Annotated in this window: 21 protein-coding genes and 2 pseudogenes; 19 read left to right on the top strand and 4 right to left on the bottom strand. The window is 61.7% G+C overall.

What is annotated here, in order from left to right:
* Positions 1-4: 4 nt before the first annotated feature.
* Positions 5-67: pseudogene (locus EN990_RS36840) on the top strand (MarC family protein); the annotation flags it as partial.
* Between the two features lie 33 nt (positions 68-100).
* Here the strand turns inward: EN990_RS36840 and EN990_RS30600 are convergent.
* Both EN990_RS30600 and EN990_RS30595 read right to left on the bottom strand, forming a co-directional pair.
* A pseudogene (locus tag EN990_RS30600) lies at positions 101-346 on the bottom strand (MarC family protein); the annotation flags it as partial.
* Positions 347-506: 160 nt separating this feature from the next.
* Positions 507-1,037 carry a hypothetical protein gene (locus EN990_RS30595; RefSeq protein ID WP_127368978.1) on the bottom strand — a complete coding sequence of 177 codons (531 nt, stop codon included), beginning with the start codon at positions 1,035-1,037 and terminating at the stop codon, positions 507-509.
* Positions 1,038-1,123: 86 nt separating this feature from the next.
* Between EN990_RS30595 and EN990_RS30590 the strand changes: the two genes are divergently transcribed.
* Together EN990_RS30590 and gyrA are read left to right on the top strand one after the other, a co-directional pair.
* Complete coding sequence (locus tag EN990_RS30590; RefSeq protein WP_127370434.1) at positions 1,124-1,945, top strand: AraC family transcriptional regulator; 822 nt, start codon at positions 1,124-1,126, stop codon at positions 1,943-1,945.
* Between the two features lie 221 nt (positions 1,946-2,166).
* A complete protein-coding gene (gyrA, locus tag EN990_RS30585) occupies positions 2,167-4,968 on the top strand; it encodes a DNA gyrase subunit A (protein WP_013531829.1) in 2,802 nt (933 codons plus the stop codon).
* A 69-nt stretch (positions 4,969-5,037) separates the two neighbouring features.
* Here gyrA and EN990_RS30580 read toward each other — a convergent pair whose 3' ends face one another.
* Complete coding sequence (locus tag EN990_RS30580) at positions 5,038-5,190, bottom strand: hypothetical protein (RefSeq protein ID WP_081714296.1); 153 nt, start codon at positions 5,188-5,190, stop codon at positions 5,038-5,040.
* A gap of 322 nt (positions 5,191-5,512) precedes the next feature.
* Between EN990_RS30580 and coaD the strand changes: the two genes are divergently transcribed.
* From coaD to tgt, 7 genes are all read left to right on the top strand, one after another.
* Positions 5,513-6,013, top strand: a complete 501-nt coding sequence (gene coaD / locus EN990_RS30575) for a pantetheine-phosphate adenylyltransferase (protein WP_013531827.1) — start codon at positions 5,513-5,515, stop codon at positions 6,011-6,013.
* A gap of 109 nt (positions 6,014-6,122) precedes the next feature.
* Positions 6,123-6,617, top strand: coding sequence for a peptidylprolyl isomerase (locus tag EN990_RS30570; RefSeq protein ID WP_224619653.1), 495 nt, complete (start codon positions 6,123-6,125; stop codon positions 6,615-6,617).
* A gap of 40 nt (positions 6,618-6,657) precedes the next feature.
* A complete protein-coding gene (locus tag EN990_RS30565; RefSeq protein ID WP_013531825.1) occupies positions 6,658-7,170 on the top strand; it encodes a peptidylprolyl isomerase in 513 nt (170 codons plus the stop codon).
* Positions 7,171-7,182: 12 nt separating this feature from the next.
* Positions 7,183-7,632, top strand: coding sequence for a DMT family transporter (locus tag EN990_RS30560; protein ID WP_013531824.1), 450 nt, complete (start codon positions 7,183-7,185; stop codon positions 7,630-7,632).
* On the top strand, positions 7,632-8,720 hold the full coding sequence (queA, locus tag EN990_RS30555) for a tRNA preQ1(34) S-adenosylmethionine ribosyltransferase-isomerase QueA (RefSeq protein WP_127388488.1): 1,089 nt from the start codon (positions 7,632-7,634) through the stop codon (positions 8,718-8,720). The genes EN990_RS30560 and queA overlap by 1 nt, the downstream gene beginning before the upstream one ends.
* Positions 8,710-8,979, top strand: a complete 270-nt coding sequence (locus EN990_RS30550; RefSeq protein WP_013531822.1) for a hypothetical protein — start codon at positions 8,710-8,712, stop codon at positions 8,977-8,979. Before queA ends, EN990_RS30550 begins: the two co-directional genes overlap by 11 nt.
* Entirely contained in the window at positions 8,972-10,102 is a 1,131-nt protein-coding gene (gene tgt / locus EN990_RS30545) for a tRNA guanosine(34) transglycosylase Tgt (RefSeq protein ID WP_013531821.1), read from the top strand. Before EN990_RS30550 ends, tgt begins: the two co-directional genes overlap by 8 nt.
* Before the next feature lie 4 nt (positions 10,103-10,106).
* On the opposite strand, the gene EN990_RS30540 is transcribed toward tgt, so the two are convergent.
* A complete protein-coding gene (locus EN990_RS30540) occupies positions 10,107-10,526 on the bottom strand; it encodes a DUF4864 domain-containing protein (protein ID WP_063167942.1) in 420 nt (139 codons plus the stop codon).
* 264 nt (positions 10,527-10,790) lie between these two features.
* Here EN990_RS30540 and EN990_RS30535 point away from each other — a divergent pair, with 264 nt between their 5' ends.
* From EN990_RS30535 to EN990_RS30495, 9 genes are all read left to right on the top strand, one after another.
* Entirely contained in the window at positions 10,791-11,027 is a 237-nt protein-coding gene (locus EN990_RS30535) for an Lrp/AsnC family transcriptional regulator (protein WP_010909609.1), read from the top strand.
* 171 nt (positions 11,028-11,198) lie between these two features.
* Positions 11,199-12,611: a circularly permuted type 2 ATP-grasp protein gene (locus EN990_RS30530; protein ID WP_024503502.1), complete on the top strand. Its 1,413-nt coding sequence runs from the start codon at positions 11,199-11,201 to the stop codon at positions 12,609-12,611.
* A 147-nt stretch (positions 12,612-12,758) separates the two neighbouring features.
* On the top strand, positions 12,759-13,700 hold the full coding sequence (locus EN990_RS30525) for an alpha-E domain-containing protein (RefSeq protein ID WP_024503501.1): 942 nt from the start codon (positions 12,759-12,761) through the stop codon (positions 13,698-13,700).
* An 85-nt stretch (positions 13,701-13,785) separates the two neighbouring features.
* Positions 13,786-14,580, top strand: coding sequence for a transglutaminase family protein (locus EN990_RS30520; protein ID WP_063172085.1), 795 nt, complete (start codon positions 13,786-13,788; stop codon positions 14,578-14,580).
* 131 nt (positions 14,581-14,711) lie between these two features.
* Positions 14,712-15,443, top strand: a complete 732-nt coding sequence (locus EN990_RS30515) for a peptidase (protein ID WP_013531816.1) — start codon at positions 14,712-14,714, stop codon at positions 15,441-15,443.
* A gap of 100 nt (positions 15,444-15,543) precedes the next feature.
* Positions 15,544-16,953 carry an aspartate aminotransferase family protein gene (locus tag EN990_RS30510; RefSeq protein ID WP_127369308.1) on the top strand — a complete coding sequence of 470 codons (1,410 nt, stop codon included), beginning with the start codon at positions 15,544-15,546 and terminating at the stop codon, positions 16,951-16,953.
* Positions 16,954-17,031: 78 nt separating this feature from the next.
* Positions 17,032-17,799 (top strand): DeoR/GlpR family DNA-binding transcription regulator, encoded by a 768-nt coding sequence (locus EN990_RS30505; protein ID WP_127369307.1) that lies wholly within the window; start codon positions 17,032-17,034, stop codon positions 17,797-17,799.
* 126 nt (positions 17,800-17,925) lie between these two features.
* Positions 17,926-19,452, top strand: a complete 1,527-nt coding sequence (gene glpD, locus EN990_RS30500; RefSeq protein ID WP_127369306.1) for a glycerol-3-phosphate dehydrogenase — start codon at positions 17,926-17,928, stop codon at positions 19,450-19,452.
* Positions 19,453-19,494: 42 nt separating this feature from the next.
* Positions 19,495-20,536: ABC transporter ATP-binding protein (locus tag EN990_RS30495; RefSeq protein ID WP_164766183.1), on the top strand; the 1,042-nt coding region annotated here is incomplete at its 3' end.

Here is a 20,536-nt window from a genome sequence, read left to right as displayed (position 1 = left end):
GTCGGTGTGCGGCATCACGCTGCCGGCCTTCCGGGTCGCCGGCGGCTGTCTGCTGTTCTTCATCGCCTTCGAAATGGTGTTCGAGCGCCGGCAGGACCGCAAGGAGAAGATCGGCGACGCGGAAGGCCGGCAGCGTGATGCCGAACACCGACAGGATCGAGGCGCCTGCAACCGCAAACAGCGCCATCACCAGGAAACCGATGATCGACGCGCGGACGGAAACCTGCTGGCGCTCCTCGCGGTTCATGCCGCGCGTCACGGCGAGGAACAGCGGCGCCAGGCCGGGCGGATCGATGGTCACGAGAATGGTGACGAACGCGTTGAACAGGCTGTCGAAACTCGGCATCTCTGACCCTCCCGCCGGGCCGTGCCCGTACCAGGATAATTGGTAGAGCAAAGCCCGTTCGGTGGGAACTGTTCGTGAGAAAGTGGTTGATGCCGGCGGGACAGCGGAGGGCGCAAAGGGTCGCGACGCTTTTATTCCGGGCTGCTGCATTCTTCGGCGATCAAACCGCTCGGCGCGCCAGGAACTCGACCTCCAGCCGCCATGTCGCGCCATTGTCGTGCGAGCGCTCGCCCAGCCATCGGAAGGCGTTTTCGGTGATGCGTGAAAAGCCCCAGCGTACTGAGCTGCCGGTGCCGTCGGTGCCCACTTGCACGATCGTGTCGCCCTCGGCGCGGCCGAGCTGGCGGCTGAAATACTGGTTGCGCGGGTCGCTCCAGAAGATGTGCCAGGCATCCGCGCCGGGATCATAGACGCGCAGCGTCGTGCCATAGAAAGTCCATTTGCCGAGCGAAGGCTGGGAACCAGTGTCCCGCGCGGGCAGGATCCAGACGTCCTGGATCGCCCGGCCTTCCAGCACCCAGCCGAAATGCACCTCGCCGCGCCCTGTCAGCACCGTTCCGTCCTCGAGGTGGCGCGAGGCCTCGAAAGTCCAGGCGCCGACGAAGCGGCCGTAAAGGCTCAGTTTTTCGGCAAGGCCTTCGATCGGTCCGGCGCTATGCAGAGCATCGGCAAACGAAGATTGATCGAACATGGTTGTGGCCTCTTCTTGTCAGGAGATTGGGAGGGAATAGGCGGTTACGGGGTTCTGGGCTTGGGAAAAATTGCTATATTTCGACCATGACGACGACCACGCATAGTCTCGCATCCGGAGCCGGTTGGCATGTGACGGATGTGATCTGCACGGCCGGCGCCGGCCGGCCGTTCGAGGAGGCGCATCAGGATTTCTGTGTGGCTGCAGTCACCAGCGGCACGTTCCGCTACCGCGCCCAACAAGGAACGGCGATGCTGGCGCCCGGCGCGCTCCTGCTCGGCAATCCCGGCACATGTTACGAATGCGGGCACGAGCATGGCGGCGGCGATCGTTGCCTCTCGTTCCATTTCAGGCCGTCCTACATGGAGCGGATCGCGGCTGGCGTGCCGGGCGCCAGGAAGCTGGCTTTCGAGGCGGCGCGCCTGCCGCCTTTGCCGGTCCTGGCGCCACTCCTGGCCGAGGCGGAGACCGCGCGCGAGACGGCCGACATCGACGCCTTCGAGGAACTTTCCCTCCGCATGGCCGGTGCTGCCGTGGCCACAGCCTCTGGCGCTACGCATGTCAGCCGCGCGCCGAGCCGCCGCGACCAGAAGCGGGTGGCCGAGGCAGTGCGGTGGATCGAACTCGATGCCGACGGGCCGGTTTCCCTTTCAGCGCTTGCCGATGGGACGGCGACCAGTCCGTATCATTTCCTGCGCATCTTCCGGCAGGTGGCGGGCATGACCCCCTACCAATTCCTGCTCAAGACGCGATTGCACAGGGCCGCGGTGCGGCTACGCATGTCGGACGATACGGTTTCCGCGATCGCTTTCGGCGCTGGCTTCAGCGATCTGTCGACCTTCAATCGTCGTTTTCGGCGGATCATGGGGCAGACGCCAAGCCAGTATCGCAGCCGCCGTGGCGCATAGGCCGTTTCTGCTTGGTGAATCGGCCCGGTGCACCGCAAAGGCAGACACGCAGGCTTTTGCGTCAGGGCGGCGAAAACCGCCTTGGCCATATCGTCGCAATCATCGGTATCCATTTGAAATTACCATCAAAAATGACACTGGAAAAGTGCCGTGAAGGTTGGAGTTTCGGGCTTGCTTCCTATATAAGCACCAAGTGATTCCTGATTAGATTGTGATCCGATTTGACCGACCAGAAGACACCGCGCGGCGCCGACGGCGGCCCCACCGGCATCGAGCCGATATCCATCGTCGAGGAGATGCAGCGCTCCTATCTCGATTACGCCATGAGCGTGATCGTCAGCCGTGCGCTGCCGGACGTGCGCGACGGCCTGAAGCCGGTGCATCGCCGCATTCTCTTCGCCGCCCATGAGAGCGGCTACCATTGGAACCGCAAATATGTGAAGTCGGCGCGTCCTGTCGCCGACGTGATGGGTAAATACCATCCGCATGGCGATGCTTCCATCTATGACGCCTTGGTGCGCATGGCGCAGGACTGGTCGTTGCGCGTTCCGTTGATCGACGGGCAGGGCAATTTCGGCTCCATCGACGGCGATCCGCCTGCGGCGATGCGCTACACGGAAGCGCGGCTGACCAAGGTTGCGCACGAGCTCCTGGAGGATATCGACAAGGATACCGTCGATTTCCAGGACACGTATGATGCTTCCGGCAGCGAACCTAAGGTTCTGCCGGCACGTTTTCCCAACCTTCTGGTCAATGGCTCGGGCGGCATCGCCGTCGGCATGGCGACCAACATCCCGCCGCACAATCTCGGTGAAGTCTGCAATGGCGCCATCGCCATCATCGACAATCCGGCGATCGACCTGCCGGCGCTGATGGAGATCATTCCTGGCCCTGATTTTCCGACCGGTGGCATCGTGCTTGGCCGTTCGGGCATCTACAGCGCCTATTCGACCGGCCGCGGCTCCATCGTCATGCGCGGGCGCGTCAACATCGAACAGCGCGGCAACGACCGCGAGTCCATCATCATCACCGAAGTTCCCTACCAGGTGAACAAGTCGTCGATGATCGAGAAGATGGCTGAACTGGTGCGCGACAAGCGCATCGAAGGCATTTCCGATATCCGCGACGAGAGCGACCGCCAGGGCTACCGGGTCGTCATCGAGCTGAAGCGCGACGCCGTTGCCGACGTCATTCTCAACCAGCTCTACCGCTTCACGCCACTGCAGACCTCTTTCGGCGCCAATATGGTGGCGCTGAATGGCGGCAAGCCGGAAGTGATGAACCTGACCGATATGCTGAAGGCTTTCGTCGCCTTCCGCGAGGAGGTGATCACAAGGCGGACGAAGTTCCTGCTGCGCAAGGCGCGCGATCGCGCCCATGTGCTGGTCGGTCTCGCTATCGCAGTCGCCAACATCGACGAAGTCATCAAGCTGATCCGCACCGCGCCGGATCCGCAGACGGCGCGTGAGCAGTTGATGGAGCGGCGCTGGCCCTCTGGCGACGTGGAATCTCTGATCCTCCTGATCGATGATCCACGCCACCGGATCAACGAGGACGGTACCTACAATCTGTCCGAGGAGCAGGCGCGCGCCATCCTCGAGCTGCGCCTGCAGCGCCTGACCGCGCTCGGCCGCGACGAGATCGCCGACGAGTTGAACACGATCGGCGCCGAAATCATCGATTATCTGGACATTTTGTCTTCCCGCGCGCGCGTCCAGCAGATCGTCAAGGACGAGCTTGCCGCCGTGCGCGACGAGTTCGGCACGCCGCGCCGCACCGAGCTCACCGACGGCGGTTCGGACATGGAAGACGAGGATCTGATCCAGCGCGAAGACATGGTCGTGACGGTGAGCCATTCCGGCTACATCAAGCGCGTGCCGCTGTCGCTCTACCGGGCGCAGCGCCGCGGCGGCAAGGGCCGCTCCGGCATGTCGACCAAGGAAGAGGATTTCGTCACCCGGCTGTTCGTCGCTAACACCCATACGCCGGTGCTGTTCTTCTCCTCGCGCGGCATCGTCTACAAGGAAAAGGTCTGGCGGCTGCCGATCGGCAATCCGCAGTCACGCGGCAAGGCGCTGATCAACATGCTGCCGCTGGAGCAGGGCGAGCGCATCACCACCATCATGCCGCTGCCGGAGGACGAGGCCAGTTGGGGCGAACTCTACGTGATGTTCGCCACCACACGCGGCACCGTGCGCCGCAACGATCTATCCGACTTCGTCCAGGTCAACCGCAACGGCAAGATCGCCATGAAGCTGGAGGAAGAAGGCGACGAGATCCTCGGCGTCGAAACCTGCACCGACAAGGACGACGTGCTGCTGACCGCCAGTTCCGGCCAGTGCATACGCTTCTCCGTCGGCGACGTGCGCGTCTTCCAGAGCCGCAATTCGGTCGGTGTGCGCGGCATAACCATGGCCGAGACCGACCGCATCATCTCGATGTCGGTGATAGAGCATGTCGATGCTTCGCCGGCGGAACGCGCCGCTTACCTGAAGCGCGCGGCGGCGGAGCGGCGGCTTGCCACGGAAACGGCCGGAGAAGAGGAAGAGATCGCGCTGACCAATGAGGAGATCGGAGAGGAGACAGAGCTTTCCGACAGCCGATACGAAGAACTCAAGGCGCACGAACAGTACGTGCTGACGGTGACCGAATTCGGCTACGGCAAGCGTTCGTCGTCCTATGATTTCCGGCTGACCGGACGCGGCGGCAAGGGCATCCGCGCCACCGACGTGTCGAAGGCGGCCGAGATTGGCAGGCTGGTGGCGACCTTCCCGGTCGGCAATGACGACCAGATCATGCTGGTGTCGGACGGCGGCACCGTCATCCGGGTGCCGGTCAACGGCATTCGTTTCGCCAGCCGCGCCACCAAGGGTGTGACCATCTTCAACACGGCTGAAGGCGAAAAGGTGGTTTCGGTCGAGCGGATCTCTGAACCGCAAGCGGACGAAGAAAGCGAAGAAACCGTCGAGGGCGGTGCCGATGCCGCTGCGGCGTCTGACGCCGGTCCGGAGGGTGCGGACTAAGTCCGGCACCCAGGTTTTGACATGGCAACGCCGGCCAGCTGGCCGGCGCGGCAGCAAGTCCAGGCTTTATCAGTAGTGGCGATATGGCTTACGCGGGCCGAAGCCTTCGAAGCGCTTGGTGTTTGCCTTGACGCGGATGCGTTGTGCCTCCTGATGCAGCCCAAATACGGTGGCGATCAGCATGGCGACGGTCATTGCGGTGGCGAGCATGTAGATCAGCATGTGCGTGTTCTCCTGCGCCTAACAACGGATAGATGGGATTTTGGTTTCATCTAATTAAGGTGCAACCTAGTGAACGCTGCGTGAAGGCTTCGTGATCAGCGTGTTCATCTGTCGTTCATGTGCCGGAAAAGGTTCACGGCCGGCGCGCCGATCGGATTTGCCTTTGCGAGAGAGGCTCGCTAGAGCCTGTTCCATCTTGGTGGACGGAAGATGGAACAGGCTCTAGCTTTCATTTGAGCATGATCTCTAGGACAAACGAAAAACCGTTTGTCCGCAAAAACCGGTTTCCACTTTTTGGGATCATGCATTAGAAGCACCTGCCATGACCGAACGCATCGCCCTCTATGCCGGCTCCTTCGACCCGCTGACCAACGGCCATCTCGATGTGCTGAAGGCTTCGCTGGCCGTGGCCGACATCGTCTATGCGGCGATCGGCATCCATCCGGGCAAGCAGCCGCTGTTTTCCTTCGAGGAGCGGGTGAAGCTGATCGAGACCGCGGCGAAGGCGGAATTCGGCAGCGATGGTGCCCGTATCAAGGTCGTCGCTTTCGACGGGCTGGTCATCGACGCCGCCAGGAAGCACGGCGCCTCGATCATGATCCGCGGCCTGCGCGACGGCACCGACCTCGACTATGAGATGCAGATGGCCGGCATGAACGAGACTATGGCACCTGAGTTGCAGACGGTTTTTCTGCCCGCCAGCCCGTCCGTGCGCACCATTACCGCCACACTTGTCCGCCAGATTGCCTCTATGGGAGGCAACATCCGCCCCTTCGTCCCGGCGGCGGTTGCCGGTGCGCTCACCGCCAAATTCGCGAAATAAGATTCCGGAGATAGATATGCAGCTGAAAAAGCTCGCCTCGTTCCTCGTTGTGCTTGCCGGCCTTGTGACCGCATCGGTCTCGGCCTTCGCCGCCGACCCGGAAAACACCATGGTCATCACGCTGAAGGACGGCGACGTCACCATTGCGCTTCGGCCCGATCTGGCGCCAAAGCATGTCGAGCAGATCAAGAAGCTGGTGCGCCAAGGCGCCTATGACAACGTCGCCTTCCACCGCGTCATAGACGGCTTCATGGCGCAGACCGGCGACGTCAAGTTCGGCAATATGAAAAAAGGTTTCAGCGCCGAGGCCGTCGGCACTGGCGGTTCCGACCTGCCCGACCTGCCGGCCGAATTCTCGCAGACCGAACATTACAAGCGCGGCGTGGTCGGCATGGCCCGCTCGCAGGACCCCAATTCGGCCAATTCGCAGTTCTTCATCATGTTCGCTCCGGCACCGCCGCTCGACGGCCAGTACACCATCGTCGGCAATGTCGTCAGCGGCATGGAACTGGTGGATCACATCAAGAAGGGCGACCAGGCGGATAACGGCACGGTCTCCGACCCCGACCGGATGATCAAGGTGCGCATCGCCGCAGACAAGTAAAATTGCCAAATAACTCTGTTTTCTCAAAAGGATATCTGACATGGCCGAAATCAAGGACCGCGAGAACGCGCTCATCATGGAAACGACCAAGGGCACGGTCGTCATCGAACTTTTCCCCGACCTGGCGCCGGGCCACGTCTCCCGCATCAAGGAACTGGCTAGGGAAGGCGCCTATGACGGCGTGGTCTTCCACCGCGTCATCGAAGGCTTCATGGCCCAGACCGGCGACGTCAAGTTCGGCAATTCGAGCAAGCCTTCCTTCGCGCCGTCCCGCGCGGGCATGGGCGGCTCTGAGAAGCCGGACCTGAAGGCCGAATTTTCCAACGCCAACCATGGCCGCGGCACCTGCTCGATGGCCCGTTCGCAGAACCCGAACTCGGCCAATTCGCAGTTCTTCATCTGCTTCGACGATGCCGCCTTCCTCAACCGCCAGTACACGGTCTGGGGCCAGGTCATCGAAGGCATGGACAATGTCGACAAGATCAAGCGCGGCGAGCCGGTGCAGGATCCCGACAAGATCGTGTCGCTGAAGGTCGCGGCCGACGTCAAGTAAGGGCAAACGACAATGATGGGCGTCGTCTGGTCGCTTCTCGGCATCCTGTCCGGCGCCTTCATTGCCATTCAGGCGCCGATCAATTCGCAGCTGGCGCGCGGCCTGGGTCTCCCGGTCGCGGCGGCTGCGTTTTCGTTCCTGTCGGGCGCGATCGTGCTCGGCATCATCTCCGTTACGGTGGTGAAGCTGCAAGGCATCTCGCTCGACTGGAAAGCGCCGGCGCCCTGGCTGTTCGTGGCCGGCGGCATGCTCGGCGGTTTCTATGTCACGCTGTCGACGATCCTGACGCCACGCATAGGTGCTGCCGCGCTGATGGCGTTTCTGGTCGCCGGCCAGTTGCTGGCCGGCATGCTCATCGACCGCGTCGGCTTCCTCGGCGTCGCGGTGCGTGAAATCTCGCTGGGACGCGTTGCCGGCGCGGTGCTGCTCTTAGCCGGAGCGCTGCTCGTCCGGCTCTACTGATGCGCGTCGATCTCTTTGACTTCGACTTGCCGGAGGAGCGCATCGCGCTCCGCCCGGCGCAGCCGCGTGACAGCGCCAAGATGCTTCTGGTCAAGCCCGGCGAAGGGCTCGAGGACCGGACGGTTGGCGACCTGCCGTCCTTGCTCAGTGCCGGCGACGTGCTGGTGTTCAACGACACCAAGGTCATTCCGGCGCAACTCAAAGGCATAAGGCGGCGGGGCGAGGCGACGGCGCAGGTCGAAGCCACGCTGCATATGCGCATGGCGCCGGACCGCTGGCTGGCCTTCATGCGGCCGGGCAAGCGCATTGCCGCCGGCGACCGCATCCATTTCGGCCATGACGGCAATTCCTGTTTCCTCGGTCAGCTCGACGCCACGGTGATCGAGAAAGGTGAGGGCGGCGAGGCGCTGCTTGGCTTCGATCTGTCGGGGCCGTTCCTCGACGAGGCGCTGCACGCGGTAGGCCATATTCCGCTGCCGCCCTATATCGCCTCGAAACGCGACGACGACGAACGCGACCGGGCCGATTACCAGACCATCTATGCAAGCGAGGAGGGCGCCGTCGCGGCTCCGACAGCGGGCCTGCATTTCACGCCGGAGCTTTTTGCAGCGCTTGACGCCAAAGGCGTCGAACGCCGCTTCGTCACCTTGCATGTCGGCGCCGGTACGTTCCTGCCGGTCAAGGCGGACGACACCGCCGACCACAAGATGCATGCCGAGACCGGGTCGGTCAGCGAAGCCACTGCGGACGCCCTGAATGCCGCAAGAGCAAGGGGCGGGCGCATCGTTGCTGTCGGCACGACCTCGCTGCGTCTGCTGGAGAGTGCGGCGCGTGAGGACGGTACTCTGGCTGCGTGGTCCGGCCCGACCGATATCTTCATCACGCCCGGCTACTGTTTTCGCACCGCCGACATGCTGATGACCAATTTCCATCTGCCGCGCTCGACGCTGTTCATGCTGGTTTCGGCCTTCAGCGGCCTCGACACGATGCGCGCGGCCTATGTCCATGCCATCGCGAACCGTTACAGATTCTATTCCTATGGCGACGCAAGCCTGCTTTTCCGAGCGGAGACGAGCGATGGACGATGATCTGCAAGCCTTTGACCGCGATGCGCTGATCGCGGAAGTGAAAAAACTGCGCGCCGGCATTCGCCAGCACCGCGATTCCACCGGCCATGAATTGTGCTGGCATCACCCCGATCTGTGGGACCTGCTGCCGGAAAAAACCGAACCATCGATCGCCGTGCCGCCCTGGCCAAAATTCATGCGCGGCTGCATCCACTACCGCCAGTCGCTCGACAAGCAGGCGCCGGACGCCCCGGTCCACGACAAGGAATTCAATGGCTAAGCAGTTCAGCTTCAAGGTTCTGGCAATCGACGGCAAGGCGCGGCGCGGCGTGATCGACATGCCGCGCGGCGAAATCCGCACGCCGGCCTTCATGCCGGTCGGCACCGGCGGTACCGTCAAGACGATGTATATGGACCAGGTGCGCGGCGTCGGCGCCGACATCATCCTTGGCAACACCTACCATCTGATGCTGCGGCCAGGCGCCGAGCGTGTGGCGCGGCTCGGCGGCTTGCATGAATTCGCCCGCTGGCCGCATCCGATCCTGACCGACAGTGGCGGTTTCCAGGTAATGTCGCTGTCGAAGCTGAGAAAGCTGACCGAAAAGGGCGTCACCTTCCGCTCGCATATCGATGGCGCCGCCTACGAGATGTCGCCGGAGCGGTCGATCGAGATCCAGGGACTGCTCGATTCCGATATCCAGATGCAGCTCGACGAATGCACGGCGCTGCCGGCCGAAATGAAGGAGATCGAGCGCGCCATGGAGCTGTCGCTGCGCTGGGCCGAGCGCTGCAAGACGGCGTTCGGCGACCAGCCGGGCAAGGCGATGTTCGGCATCGTGCAAGGCGGCGACAACGCAGCGCTGCGGGTGCGATCGGCGCAGGCGCTGAGCGCGATGGAGTTGAAGGGCTATGCGGTCGGCGGCCTGGCCGTCGGCGAACCGCAAGCGGTGATGCTCGAGATGCTCGACATCACCTGTCCGGAGCTGCCTGATAACAAGCCGCGCTATCTGATGGGCGTCGGCACGCCTGACGATATCCTGAAGTCGGTGGCGCGCGGCATCGACATGTTCGACTGCGTGATGCCGACACGGGCCGGCCGCCACGGCCTTGCTTATACAAGGCGCGGCAAGGTCAATCTGCGCAACGCCCGCCATGCTGACGATCCGCGCCCACTCGACGAGGAAAGCGACTGCCCGGCCGCCCGTGACTACTCACGCGCCTATCTGCATCATCTGGTGCGCTCGCAGGAAGCGCTCGGCGCCATGCTTTTGACGTGGAACAACCTGTCCTACTACCAGAAACTGATGCAGGACATCCGCGCTGCGATCGAGGCTGGCACCTTCGAGGCGCGCGGCGCCGAAATCACCGAGGGCTGGGCGAGGGGCGATATCCCGTTGCTGTAAGGCCTCAAGTGCTGAGCGAATTCGAGGCGCGCAGGCTGCAGCCGGTGATCTGGAACGTGCCGTCGGGCTGCTGCTGCAGCGTATAGACCGCCTCGTAATCCTTGCCATCGGGGCCGACGATCAGCACCTGCTGGACGATCGAACCCGGACCGGTCTCCTCGACCTTGCCGAAGGAATAAGTCTGCGGCTTGCGCACCGGCGGATAGCCGTTGGTCACCATGTTCATGAAGGCATCGACGGTCGGGAAGATCCGCTTCACATTCGGGGCGGCGAAGCTGTAGGCGGTGGCGCCATCATTGGCGATGAGGGCCTTTAGCTGACCGTCGATGACGGACTGGCCTGCCTTGATCTCGGCATCGCCGGCCAATGCCGACGACACGCAGAGGAATGGAACGACTGCGAATGCGAAAAAGGCGCGGCGCATGGCCTGTCTCCGTTGTCCCGCGAAACATCTTCCCTTGAAATGGTGCTGTCCGAAGACGCATCATAACATACGCTTGGCAGCGCATCGCGGTTTCAGCGATCGCGAATAATCGCTGGCGCTCGGCGGCAGGTTGCATGCTGGCGGAGAGCTGCGGCAGGTCGCAGCCCAGGCCTGGGCCGGCAGAGTACGGATTCCAGCGCTTGAAAGCCCGCCTCCAGTCTGCCAGAAGGGCCGCTGGACTTGGACGTTTAGCGGGACGAAGCCATGAAGGCGTTTTTCGTGCAGATCAAATGCGAGCTCGGCAAATCCTATGAGGTTGCCAGCGCGCTTGCCGATGCCGAGATCGCCTCGGAAATCTACTCCACCGCCGGCAACTACGATCTGCTCGCCAAATTCTATGTCGACGACGAGGAAGACGTCGGCCATTTCGTCAACGAAAAGGTGCAGATTCTCCCCGGCATCAAGGACACGTTCACCGTCGTCACGTTCCGTGCTTTCTAGCCGGTAAACGCATTTGCCCGGGCACGAGGCAAAGGCTGATCAAGGTCATATTTCAGCTGCCTCAATTTTAGGCAGGCGCAACATACTGATCGCCCGTATCTCCCAAATCACCGATTGCGCTTGATTTTCTCCGGCGACGCCAGTGAAATGGCGTCACAGGGGAGTATGCGATTGGCAGCGTTCGATGAAATGCTTCCGGAAGTCTCCGGATTGAGAAGACCGTATTCGGCGTATGATCGCTGGCTGAAGGAGCAGGATCCAGCCAGGCTGACCGAGAAGATGCAGGACGCTGAGCGCGTCTTCCGCAAGACCGGCATCACCTTCGCCGTCTATGGTGAGCAAGAAGCCTCCGAGCGGCTGATCCCGTTCGACATCGTTCCCCGCATCATTTCAGGCAATGAATGGCGGCGCCTCACGCAGGGCATCGAGCAGCGCGTGCAGGCGCTGAACGCCTTCCTCGACGACATCTATCATCGCCAGGAAATCCTGCGGGCAGGGCGCGTCCCCAGGGAATTGATCGCCAGGAATGAGGCATTCCTGCCGGAGATGATCGGGGTCAGGCCGCCGGCCGGCGTCTATACCCACATCATCGGCGTCGACATCGTCCGCATCTCGGAGGACGAGTTCTACGTGCTGGAGGACAATGCGCGCACGCCGTCCGGCGTCTCCTACATGCTGGAGAACCGCGAGACGATGATGCAGCTGTTCCCCGAGCTGTTCCAGAAGATCAAGGTGCGGCCGGTGGAAAACTACCCGCAGCTTCTGCGCCAGTCGCTGGCGGCGGTGCGGCCGCAAAGCACCAAAGGTGCGCCGACCATTGCGGTGCTGACGCCCGGCAGCTTCAATTCCGCCTATTTCGAACACGCCTTCCTTGCCGACCAGATGGGCGTGCAGTTGGTCGAAGGCCAGGACCTGCGCGTGGTCGACGGCCATGTCGCCATGCGCACGACGGAAGGCTACAAGCAGATCGATGTGCTCTACCGCCGCGTCGATGATTCTTTCCTCGACCCGCTGACGTTCCGTCCGGATTCCGCTCTCGGCATACCCGGCATCATGGATGTCTATCGCGCCGGCAACATCACCATCGCCAATGCGCCGGGCACCGGCATAGCCGACGACAAGGCGATCTATTCCTACATGCCCGAGATCATCGAGTTCTACACCGGTCGCAAGGCAATCCTGGGCAACATTCCGACCTGGCGCTGCTCGGAGCCCGACAGCCTGAAATACGTGCTCGAACACATCGACGAGCTGGTGATCAAGGAAGTGCACGGTTCCGGCGGCTACGGCATGCTGGTCGGGCCTGCGGCAACCAAGAAGGAATGCGAGACCTTCGCCAAGAAGTTGGCGGCCAAGCCATCGAATTATATTGCCCAGCCGACGCTGGCGCTGTCGACATGCCCGATCCTGACGGAAAAAGGGCTGGCGCCGCGCCACGTCGATCTCAGGCCCTATGTGCTGGTCTCCGACCGCATCCAGATCGTGCCTGGGGGCCTCACACGCGTCGCGTTGAAGGAAGGTTCGCTGGTTGTGAACTCGTCGCAGGGCGGCGGGACGAAAGATACTTGGGTGTTGGATGATTGAGACGAGTGAATAGGGAATAGTCAGTAGGGAATAGTCAGTAGTCAGTAGCGGAAATAGAGGGACAGGAAATGCCATATTTCATTGAGATTCAATTGCTTAATATTCACTGCTCACTATTCGCTACTCACTAGCCCGAAGGGCCACTTCATGCTTTTAGGCCGCACCGCAAACGGGCTCTATTGGATGAACCGCTATATCGAGCGGGCGGAAAACATGGCGCGCTTGGTCGATGCCGGCCTGCGCATGGCGCTGACCCGCACCCAAAGCGCCTCGGAAGAGTGGAATTCGGTGCTGCTCAGCGCTGGTTCCGACGTCACCTTCAGCCAGAAATATTCCGACTATACCGCCGCCAATGTCGCCGACTTCCTGTTGCGCGACACGTCGAACCCATCGAGCACGATGTCGTCCATCGAGACAGCCCGCAACAATGCCCGCATGGTGCGCACCGCGCTGACGCGCGAGACCTGGGAAAGCATCAACGAAGCCTGGATGGCGCTGAAGCGGATGCTGGCCAAGCCGATCGACGAGCGCGACCTGCCAAGCGTGCTCGACGCCATCAAGCGCGAGACGGCGCTGATCCGCGGCTCGTTCTACGGCACCATGCTGCGCAACGAGATCTTCGACTTCTCGCAACTCGGCACTTACGTCGAGCGCGCCGACAACACGGCGCGCATCCTCGACGTGAAATATTATGTGCTGCTGCCGTCGATCTCCTGGGTTGGCTCGACGCTCGACAATTATCAGTGGGAATCGATCCTGCGTTCGGTCTCGGCGCATCGCTCCTATCGCTGGGTCTACGATGCTGATTACAAGCCGACCAACATTGCCGACTATCTGATCCTCAATGTCCGCATGCCGCGTTCGCTGATGTTCTGCTATCGCTTCCTGTCGGAGCATCTGAAATTCCTCGGCGACGATTACGGCGAGCGCCATGCCTGCCACGCAACGGCCGAGAAGACGCAGACAATGCTGAGAGCCGGGTCGATCAAGGATATCTTCGATACCGGGCTGCATGAATTCCTGGCCAATTTCATTCGCGACAACACCAAGCTGGGCGACGAAATCGCACAAGATTATCGGTTCAATTGAGCATGGTCCCGAAAGGTGGAGCCGGTTTTCTTAGACAAACGGAAACCGTTTGTCCGGAGATCGCGCTCACAAACGGAATAGAAGCATGCGGCTGAAGATTACCCACCGAACTGAGTACCGTTACGATACGCCGGTGCATTATCTGTTGCAGCGGCTGCGGCTGCTTCCGGTCAGCGGGTCGACGCAGACCGTTCTGTCCTGGGCTCTGGCGATCGAAGGCGCGCGCGAAGAGGTCCGCTTTGTCGACCATTTCGGCAACGACACAAGGCTGTTGAGCGTCGAGGGCGAGCGCGACTTCATCACGGTCGAGGCGTCGGGCGAAGTGGTGACGCGCGACACCGCGGGCGTCTCGGGGCCACACCAGGGCTTCACGCCGCTCTGGCTGTACAGCCATGAGACACCATTGACGGTGATCGGCAGCGGTATCCGCGAACTCGCCGCATCGGTTGGCAAGGGCAGCGACATCGAACGGCTGCACCGGCTGATGGCTGTCATCGGAGAGCGCGTCGCCTACACGCCCGGCACGACCAATGCGACGACGCCGGCGGAGGAAGCCTTGGCGCTCAAGACCGGGGTCTGCCAGGATCATACCCATATCTTTGCCGCCGCCGCCCGTGCCATGGGCTTTCCGGCCCGCTATGTCAGCGGCTATCTGATGCTGGATGCGACGGTCGAGCAGGCGGCCAGCCATGCCTGGGCCGAAGCGCATGTTTCGGGTCTCGGCTGGGTTGCCTTCGATGCCGCCAATGGCATCTCGCCCGACGAGCGTTATGTAAAGGTGGCGACGGGCCGCGATTACCGCGACGCCACGCCGGTGTCGGGAATTCGGCTGGGACAGGCGGAAGAACAGCTTGCGGTCACCGTCACGGTGGAGCAGTAATCCTCGCAAGATTGCTGCCGAGCGATTCATCGTTTCAAGGAACCCCGAACCGCTCTATCCCTTTGTTTTAACGCAATTCCGGACGGAAAACCGCTTCACACTTTTCCTGGAATTGCTCTAGAAGAGATTCCATGACCTATTGCGTTGGCCTGAAGATCGATCGCGGGCTCGTGTTCATGTCCGACACGCGCACCAATGCAGGCATGGATTCCATCTCCACCTTTCGCAAGATGCATGTCTGGGAAGAGCCGGGCGAACGCGTCATCGTTTTGATGTCGGCGGGCAATCTGGCGACGACGCAGGCCGTGGTCAGCCTGCTTGACGAGCGCACCAAGGCAATCTCCGAAAGACATTCCACACTGCTCGAAACGCCGTCGATGTACCAAACGGTCCGCATTGTCGGCGACACGGTCAAGGAGGTCATCGCCAATTCGTCACCCGCTGGCGAGAAGGCGGATTCCTATTTCAATGCGTCCTTCATCCTCGGCGGTCAGATCAAGGGCAGCGAGCCGCGCCTGTTCATGATCTATCCCGAAGGCAATTTCATCGAATCGACCGATGACACGCCGTTCTTCCAGATAGGCGAGACCAAATACGGCAAGCCGATCATCATCCGCGCCTACGAAAAGACGATGAGCCTCGCCGAGACGGTGAAGCTGCTTTTGGTGTCGTTCGATTCGACGTTGAAGTCGAACCTGTCCGTCGGCTTGCCGCTCGACCTGCTCTTCCTGGAGAAGGACGCTTTCAAGGTCGGATTGAAGAAGCGGATCGGCCAGGACGACCAGTATTACCGCACGATCTCCGATGGCTGGTCGAATGCGCTGAAGACGGCTTTTGCCAGCCTGCCGGATTTCCCTGGCTGAGGCGTGCGGCATCTCTTGCTGGTTGCATATATTTCACGCGTTAATTAATAAGAGACCAACCGCGACGGATGGTAGCGATGGATCATGTCGGGAGGACAGGATGAACAATGATGATTTCCGGCAATGGTCGCGGCGCGCCGCCGACTGGGGCGCTGACTATCGCAACAATCTGCGCGACCGCCCCGTGCGGCCACTGGTAGAACCCGGCGCCGTTTCCAGAAGCATCGAGGTTTCGCCGCCCGAAGACGCCGAACCGATGGACCGGATCTTCGCCGATTTCGAAGAGAAGATCCTGCCGGGAATGACGCATTGGCAGCATCCGCGCTTCTTCGCCTATTTCCCGGCCAATGCGGCGCCGGTTTCGGTGGTGGCGGAATATCTTGTTTCGGCGATGGCCGCGCAATGCATGCTGTGGCAGACGTCGCCGGCGGCGACCGAACTCGAAACGCGCACCGTCGACTGGATGCGCCAGGCGCTCGGTCTGCCGGAAGGCTTCTCGGGCGTAATCCAGGATTCAGCCTCATCGGCGACGTTGGCCGCGGTGCTGACCATGCGCGAACGGGCACTCGACTGGCAAGGCAACAAACAGGGCCTGGCAGGGCAGGCGCGGCTGCGCATCTACTCCTCCGACCAGGTGCACACGTCGATCGACCGGGCGATCTGGGTGTCCGGCATCGGCGAGGACAATCTCGTGCGCATTCCCGTCAGCGGCCGCTTTCGCGCCATGGACACGGCCGCGCTCGAGGCGGCAATCGTCGCCGACCGGGAAGCCGGCATGCTGCCGGCGGGCATCATCGCTTGCGTCGGCGGCACCAGCACTGGCGGCACCGACGACATTGCTGCGGTTGCCGAGGTGGCACGGCGGCATGGGCTTTATCTCCATGTCGATGCCGCCTGGGCGGGATCGGCGATGATCTGTCCGGAATATCGGCATTTCTGGACAGGCGTCGAAGGCGCCGATTCGATCGTTTTCAATCCGCACAAATGGCTGGGCGCTCAGTTCGACTGCTCGATCCAGTTCCTGCGCGACCCTGAAAGCCATGTCAGGACGCTGGCCATCAAGCCGGATTATCTGAAGACGCACGGTCATGACGGCATCATCAACTATTCCGAATGGTCGGTACCGCTCGGGAGGCGATTTCGCGCGTTGAAATTATGGTTCCTGCTGCGCGCCCATGGCCTGGAACGCCTGCGCGCGATGATCCGCAATCATGTCGCGTGGAGCGAAGGGCTGGCGGCGCGGCTGGCAAGGGAGCCGGATTTCGAGATCGTCAGCGAACCGATGCTGTCGTTGTTCTCGTTCCGGCACAAGACCGCAACCGACGGGGACGAGCACAATCTGCGCCTTGTCAATGCGATCAACGACGATGGCCGCATCTACCTGACGCAGACGAAGGTTGATGGACTGATCGCAATCCGGTTCCAGGTCGGACAGTTCGAGGCGACCGCCGCCGATGTCGAAACGGCTTTTGTGGTGATTACTGAAATCGCACGTGGCCTGGGTCGCTGATTTCGTTAGCCGGCTTATGCCTTTTCATCGGTTTCGTTTTCGACTATAGACAAGAAAAACGAAAACGGGAGGTTGCCCATGTATCTGTCGCCGCGCCATGCCGAGATTATCCAGATGGCCAAGGATCACGGCCGCGTGCTGGTCGATGATCTGGCCAACCACTTCAATGTGACGCCGCAGACCATCCGCAAGGACCTCAACGATTTGTGCGATCAGCGGCTGCTCTCGCGCATCCATGGCGGCGCGCTGTACCCCTCCGGCATCGAGAACATGGAGTATGAGGCGAGACGCAAGATTGCCGCCGACGAGAAGGAGGCGATCGGCCGTGCGGCAGCCAGGCTGATCCCCGACAACGCCTCGCTGTTCATCAACATCGGCACCACGACCGAGTCGGTCAGCAAGGCGTTGCTCGATCACAGCGGTCTCATGGTCATCACCAATAACATCAATGTTGCCAATAGGATGCGGATATATCCGTCGATCGAAGTGGTGATCGCCGGTGGTGTCGTGCGCGGTTCCGATGGCGGTGTGGTCGGCGAGGCGGCGGTCGATTTCATCAGGCAGTTCAAGGTCGATTACGCGGTGATCGGCGCATCCGCCATCGACCATGACGGCGCCTTGCTCGACTTCGATTTTCGCGAGGTCAAGGTGGCGCAGGCGATCATCGCCAATGCAAGGCATGTCATCCTGGTTTCCGACCAGACCAAATTCGAGCGAACCGCACCGGTGCGCATCGGCCATCTGTCGCAGGTCAACACCTTCATCACCGACCGCTGCGATATCCCCTCGGTGCGCAAGATCTGCCAGGAGGCCGAGGTTCAGCTGATCGAGACGTCGCTCGCCTAGGCGGTTTTCAGCTGATATCACGCGCCCGTGATATTTCGTTTGACATTCGTTATCATTTCGAAATAATTCCGACACGGTTTCGTAAAAGCCCAAAAATGGTGCAATGCGAAATCGCTGGAGGAATTTGTGGACGCATCTCCGATCCGTGACATTTTCGTCATAGGCGGCGGCATCAATGGCTGCGGTATCGCCCGCGACGCCGTCGGGCGTGGCTTTTCCGTCTTTCTCGCCGAGATGAACGACCTCGCCAGCGGGACTTCCTCGGGCTCAACCAAATTGATCCATGGCGGCCTGCGCTACCTCGAATTCTACGAATTCCGCCTGGTGCGCGAAGCGCTGATGGAGCGCGAGGTTCTGTGGAAGAACGCGCCGCACATCATCTGGCCGATGCGCTTCGTGCTGCCCTATGCCAAGGGCCTGCGCCCGGCCTGGCTGATCAGGCTCGGTCTCTTCCTCTACGACCACATTGGCGGGCGCAAATTGCTGCCGGCGACCCGGACGCTGGACATGGCCAGGGATCCGGCCGGCAAGCCTTTGAAGCCGCTATTCAAGAAGGCCTTCGAATATTCGGATGGCTGGGTCAATGATGCGCGGCTGGTGGCGCTGAATGCACGTGATGCGGCCGACCGCGGCGCAACGGTCCGCACCCGCACGAAAGTGACCGGCGCGCGCCGCGAAAACGGCTTGTGGACGGTCCAGGTCGAGGATCTGCAGACCGGCGAGACCGAGGAGGTCAAGGCGCGCCTGCTGGTCAATGCCGCCGGCCCCTGGGTCGATCATGTGCTTTCCGGCGTCGTCGGCCTCAACGATGTGCACAATGTCCGCCTCGTGCAGGGCAGCCACATCGTCATCGCCAGGAAATTCGACGATCCGCGCGCCTATTTCTTCCAGAACAGGGATGGTCGCATCATCTTCGCTATTCCCTACGAGGAAGAGTTCACCCTGATCGGCACCACGGACCAGGATTATCCCGGCGATCCGCATGACGTGAGGATCAGCGACACCGAGATCGACTATCTCTGCGCCGCGGCAAGCGAATATTTCGCTGAAGCCGTCAAGCGTTCGGACATCGTCTGGACCTATTCCGCCGTCCGTCCGCTCTATGATGACGGAGCCTCCAAGGCGCAGGAAGCGACGCGCGACTATGTGCTCAAGGCCGATGGCGGCGATGGTGCCGCCCCGATCGTCAACGCCTTCGGCGGCAAGATCACCACCTATCGCCGGCTGTCGGAATCGATGCTGGAAAAGATCGAGGGTTTTCTGGGTAAACGCGGCAAGCCGTGGACGGCAAACGCGCCGTTGCCGGGCGGCGATTTCCCGGCCACCGGTTTCGATGCCGAAGTGGCGAAACTGAAGACCGCCTATCCGTTCCTCGACGCGCGCCTGGCTCGCCGGCTGACCCGGCTCTATGGCACCCGCGCAAGGATGCTGCTGGGGCTGGCCAAATCGAACGTCGATCTCGGCCGCAACTTCGGCGCCGATCTCTACGAGGCCGAGGTGCGCTATCTCGTTCAAAACGAATGGGCCGTCACATCGGAAGATGTATTGTGGCGCCGTACCAAGCGCGGTCTGCATCTCAGCCGCGAGCAGGTGGCGGCTCTCGATGAATTCATGCACGGCATAAGCCGGCGCCATGTCGCGGCTGCCGAATGAAGAGGGGTTTGAGCTGATGCGGAAGGCCTGGGAGGAGGCGTCATGCTGGAACTGAGAAACGTCACCAAGACGGTCGGTGCTGTCGCGCATATAAGCGATGTGTCGCTGACGCTCCAGCACGGCTCGCTCAATGTCCTGCTCGGACCGACGCTTTCGGGCAAGACCAGCCTGATGCGGCTGATGGCCGGCCTCGACGTGCCGACCTCCGGTTCGATCTGGTTCGACGGCCAGAATGTCACCGGCGTGCCGGTGCAGAAGCGCAAGATCGCCATGGTCTACCAGCAGTTCATCAACTATCCGGCGATGACCGTCTATGAGAACATCGCCTCGCCGCTCAGGGTGGCGGGAACCGATCAGGCGAAGATCGACAAGGAAGTGCGCCATGCCGCAGCACTTCTCAAGCTGACGCCCTATCTCGACCGCACGCCGCTGAGCCTGTCCGGTGGCCAGCAGCAGCGCACCGCACTGGCGCGCGCCATCGTCAAGAACGCCAGCCTGGTGCTGCTCGACGAACCGCTCGCCAATCTCGACTACAAATTGCGCGAGGAACTGCGCGCCGAATTGCCCAGGATCTTCGCCGCCGCCGGCACCATCTTCGTCTACGCCACGACCGAGCCGCACGAAGCGCTGCTGCTCGGCGGCAACACGGCGACGCTTTCCGAAGGGCGGATTACCCAGTTCGGACCGACCATCGACGTGTTCCGCAAACCGGTCGATCTGGTGACGGCCAAGACTTTCGCCGACCCGCCGCTCAACACCATCGTGCTGGCCAAGAAAGGTGGGGATTTCCTGCTCGAAGGTGGGGTCAAACTGCCGGTGCCCGCCGATCTCGCCGGCATTGCCGATGCCATGTACACGGTCGGTTTTCAGCCGCATCACCTGTCGCTCGATCGGCCCAATGCCGCCGCTGTGCCGGTGCGCGCCAAGGTGACGATCACCGAAATCACCGGCTCGGAAAGCTTCATCCATCTCGATTTCGCGGATGCACGCTGGGTGATGCTGAGCCACGGCATCCGCGACTTCGAACCCGACGCCGAGATCGAGGTGTTCATCGATCCGCGCCACATCATGGTCTTCGACGAGC

Origin of the sequence: Mesorhizobium sp. M7A.F.Ca.US.005.03.1.1 (assembly GCF_003997975.1) — a bacterium.
GTDB classification, from domain to species: domain Bacteria; phylum Pseudomonadota; class Alphaproteobacteria; order Rhizobiales; family Rhizobiaceae; genus Mesorhizobium; species Mesorhizobium ciceri.
This window is presented reverse-complemented; position numbering and strand designations above follow the sequence as displayed.

Excerpts from the sequence above, each read along its gene's own strand:
- EN990_RS30595 (WP_127368978.1), bottom strand. The coding sequence starts at position 1,037 with ATGTTCGATCAATCTTCGTTTGCCGATGCTCTGCATAGCGCCGGACCG.
- EN990_RS30590 (WP_127370434.1), top strand. The coding sequence starts at position 1,124 with ATGACGACGACCACGCATAGTCTCGCATCCGGAGCCGGTTGGCATGTG.
- EN990_RS30580 (WP_081714296.1), bottom strand. The coding sequence starts at position 5,190 with ATGCTGATCTACATGCTCGCCACCGCAATGACCGTCGCCATGCTGATC.
- coaD (WP_013531827.1), top strand. The coding sequence starts at position 5,513 with ATGACCGAACGCATCGCCCTCTATGCCGGCTCCTTCGACCCGCTGACC.
- EN990_RS30570 (WP_224619653.1), top strand. The coding sequence starts at position 6,123 with ATGGTCATCACGCTGAAGGACGGCGACGTCACCATTGCGCTTCGGCCC.
- EN990_RS30565 (WP_013531825.1), top strand. The coding sequence starts at position 6,658 with ATGGCCGAAATCAAGGACCGCGAGAACGCGCTCATCATGGAAACGACC.
- EN990_RS30560 (WP_013531824.1), top strand. The coding sequence starts at position 7,183 with ATGATGGGCGTCGTCTGGTCGCTTCTCGGCATCCTGTCCGGCGCCTTC.
- queA (WP_127388488.1), top strand. The coding sequence starts at position 7,632 with ATGCGCGTCGATCTCTTTGACTTCGACTTGCCGGAGGAGCGCATCGCG.
- EN990_RS30550 (WP_013531822.1), top strand. The coding sequence starts at position 8,710 with ATGGACGATGATCTGCAAGCCTTTGACCGCGATGCGCTGATCGCGGAA.
- tgt (WP_013531821.1), top strand. The coding sequence starts at position 8,972 with ATGGCTAAGCAGTTCAGCTTCAAGGTTCTGGCAATCGACGGCAAGGCG.
- EN990_RS30540 (WP_063167942.1), bottom strand. The coding sequence starts at position 10,526 with ATGCGCCGCGCCTTTTTCGCATTCGCAGTCGTTCCATTCCTCTGCGTG.
- EN990_RS30535 (WP_010909609.1), top strand. The coding sequence starts at position 10,791 with ATGAAGGCGTTTTTCGTGCAGATCAAATGCGAGCTCGGCAAATCCTAT.
- EN990_RS30525 (WP_024503501.1), top strand. The coding sequence starts at position 12,759 with ATGCTTTTAGGCCGCACCGCAAACGGGCTCTATTGGATGAACCGCTAT.
- EN990_RS30520 (WP_063172085.1), top strand. The coding sequence starts at position 13,786 with ATGCGGCTGAAGATTACCCACCGAACTGAGTACCGTTACGATACGCCG.
- EN990_RS30515 (WP_013531816.1), top strand. The coding sequence starts at position 14,712 with ATGACCTATTGCGTTGGCCTGAAGATCGATCGCGGGCTCGTGTTCATG.
- EN990_RS30510 (WP_127369308.1), top strand. The coding sequence starts at position 15,544 with ATGAACAATGATGATTTCCGGCAATGGTCGCGGCGCGCCGCCGACTGG.
- EN990_RS30505 (WP_127369307.1), top strand. The coding sequence starts at position 17,032 with ATGTATCTGTCGCCGCGCCATGCCGAGATTATCCAGATGGCCAAGGAT.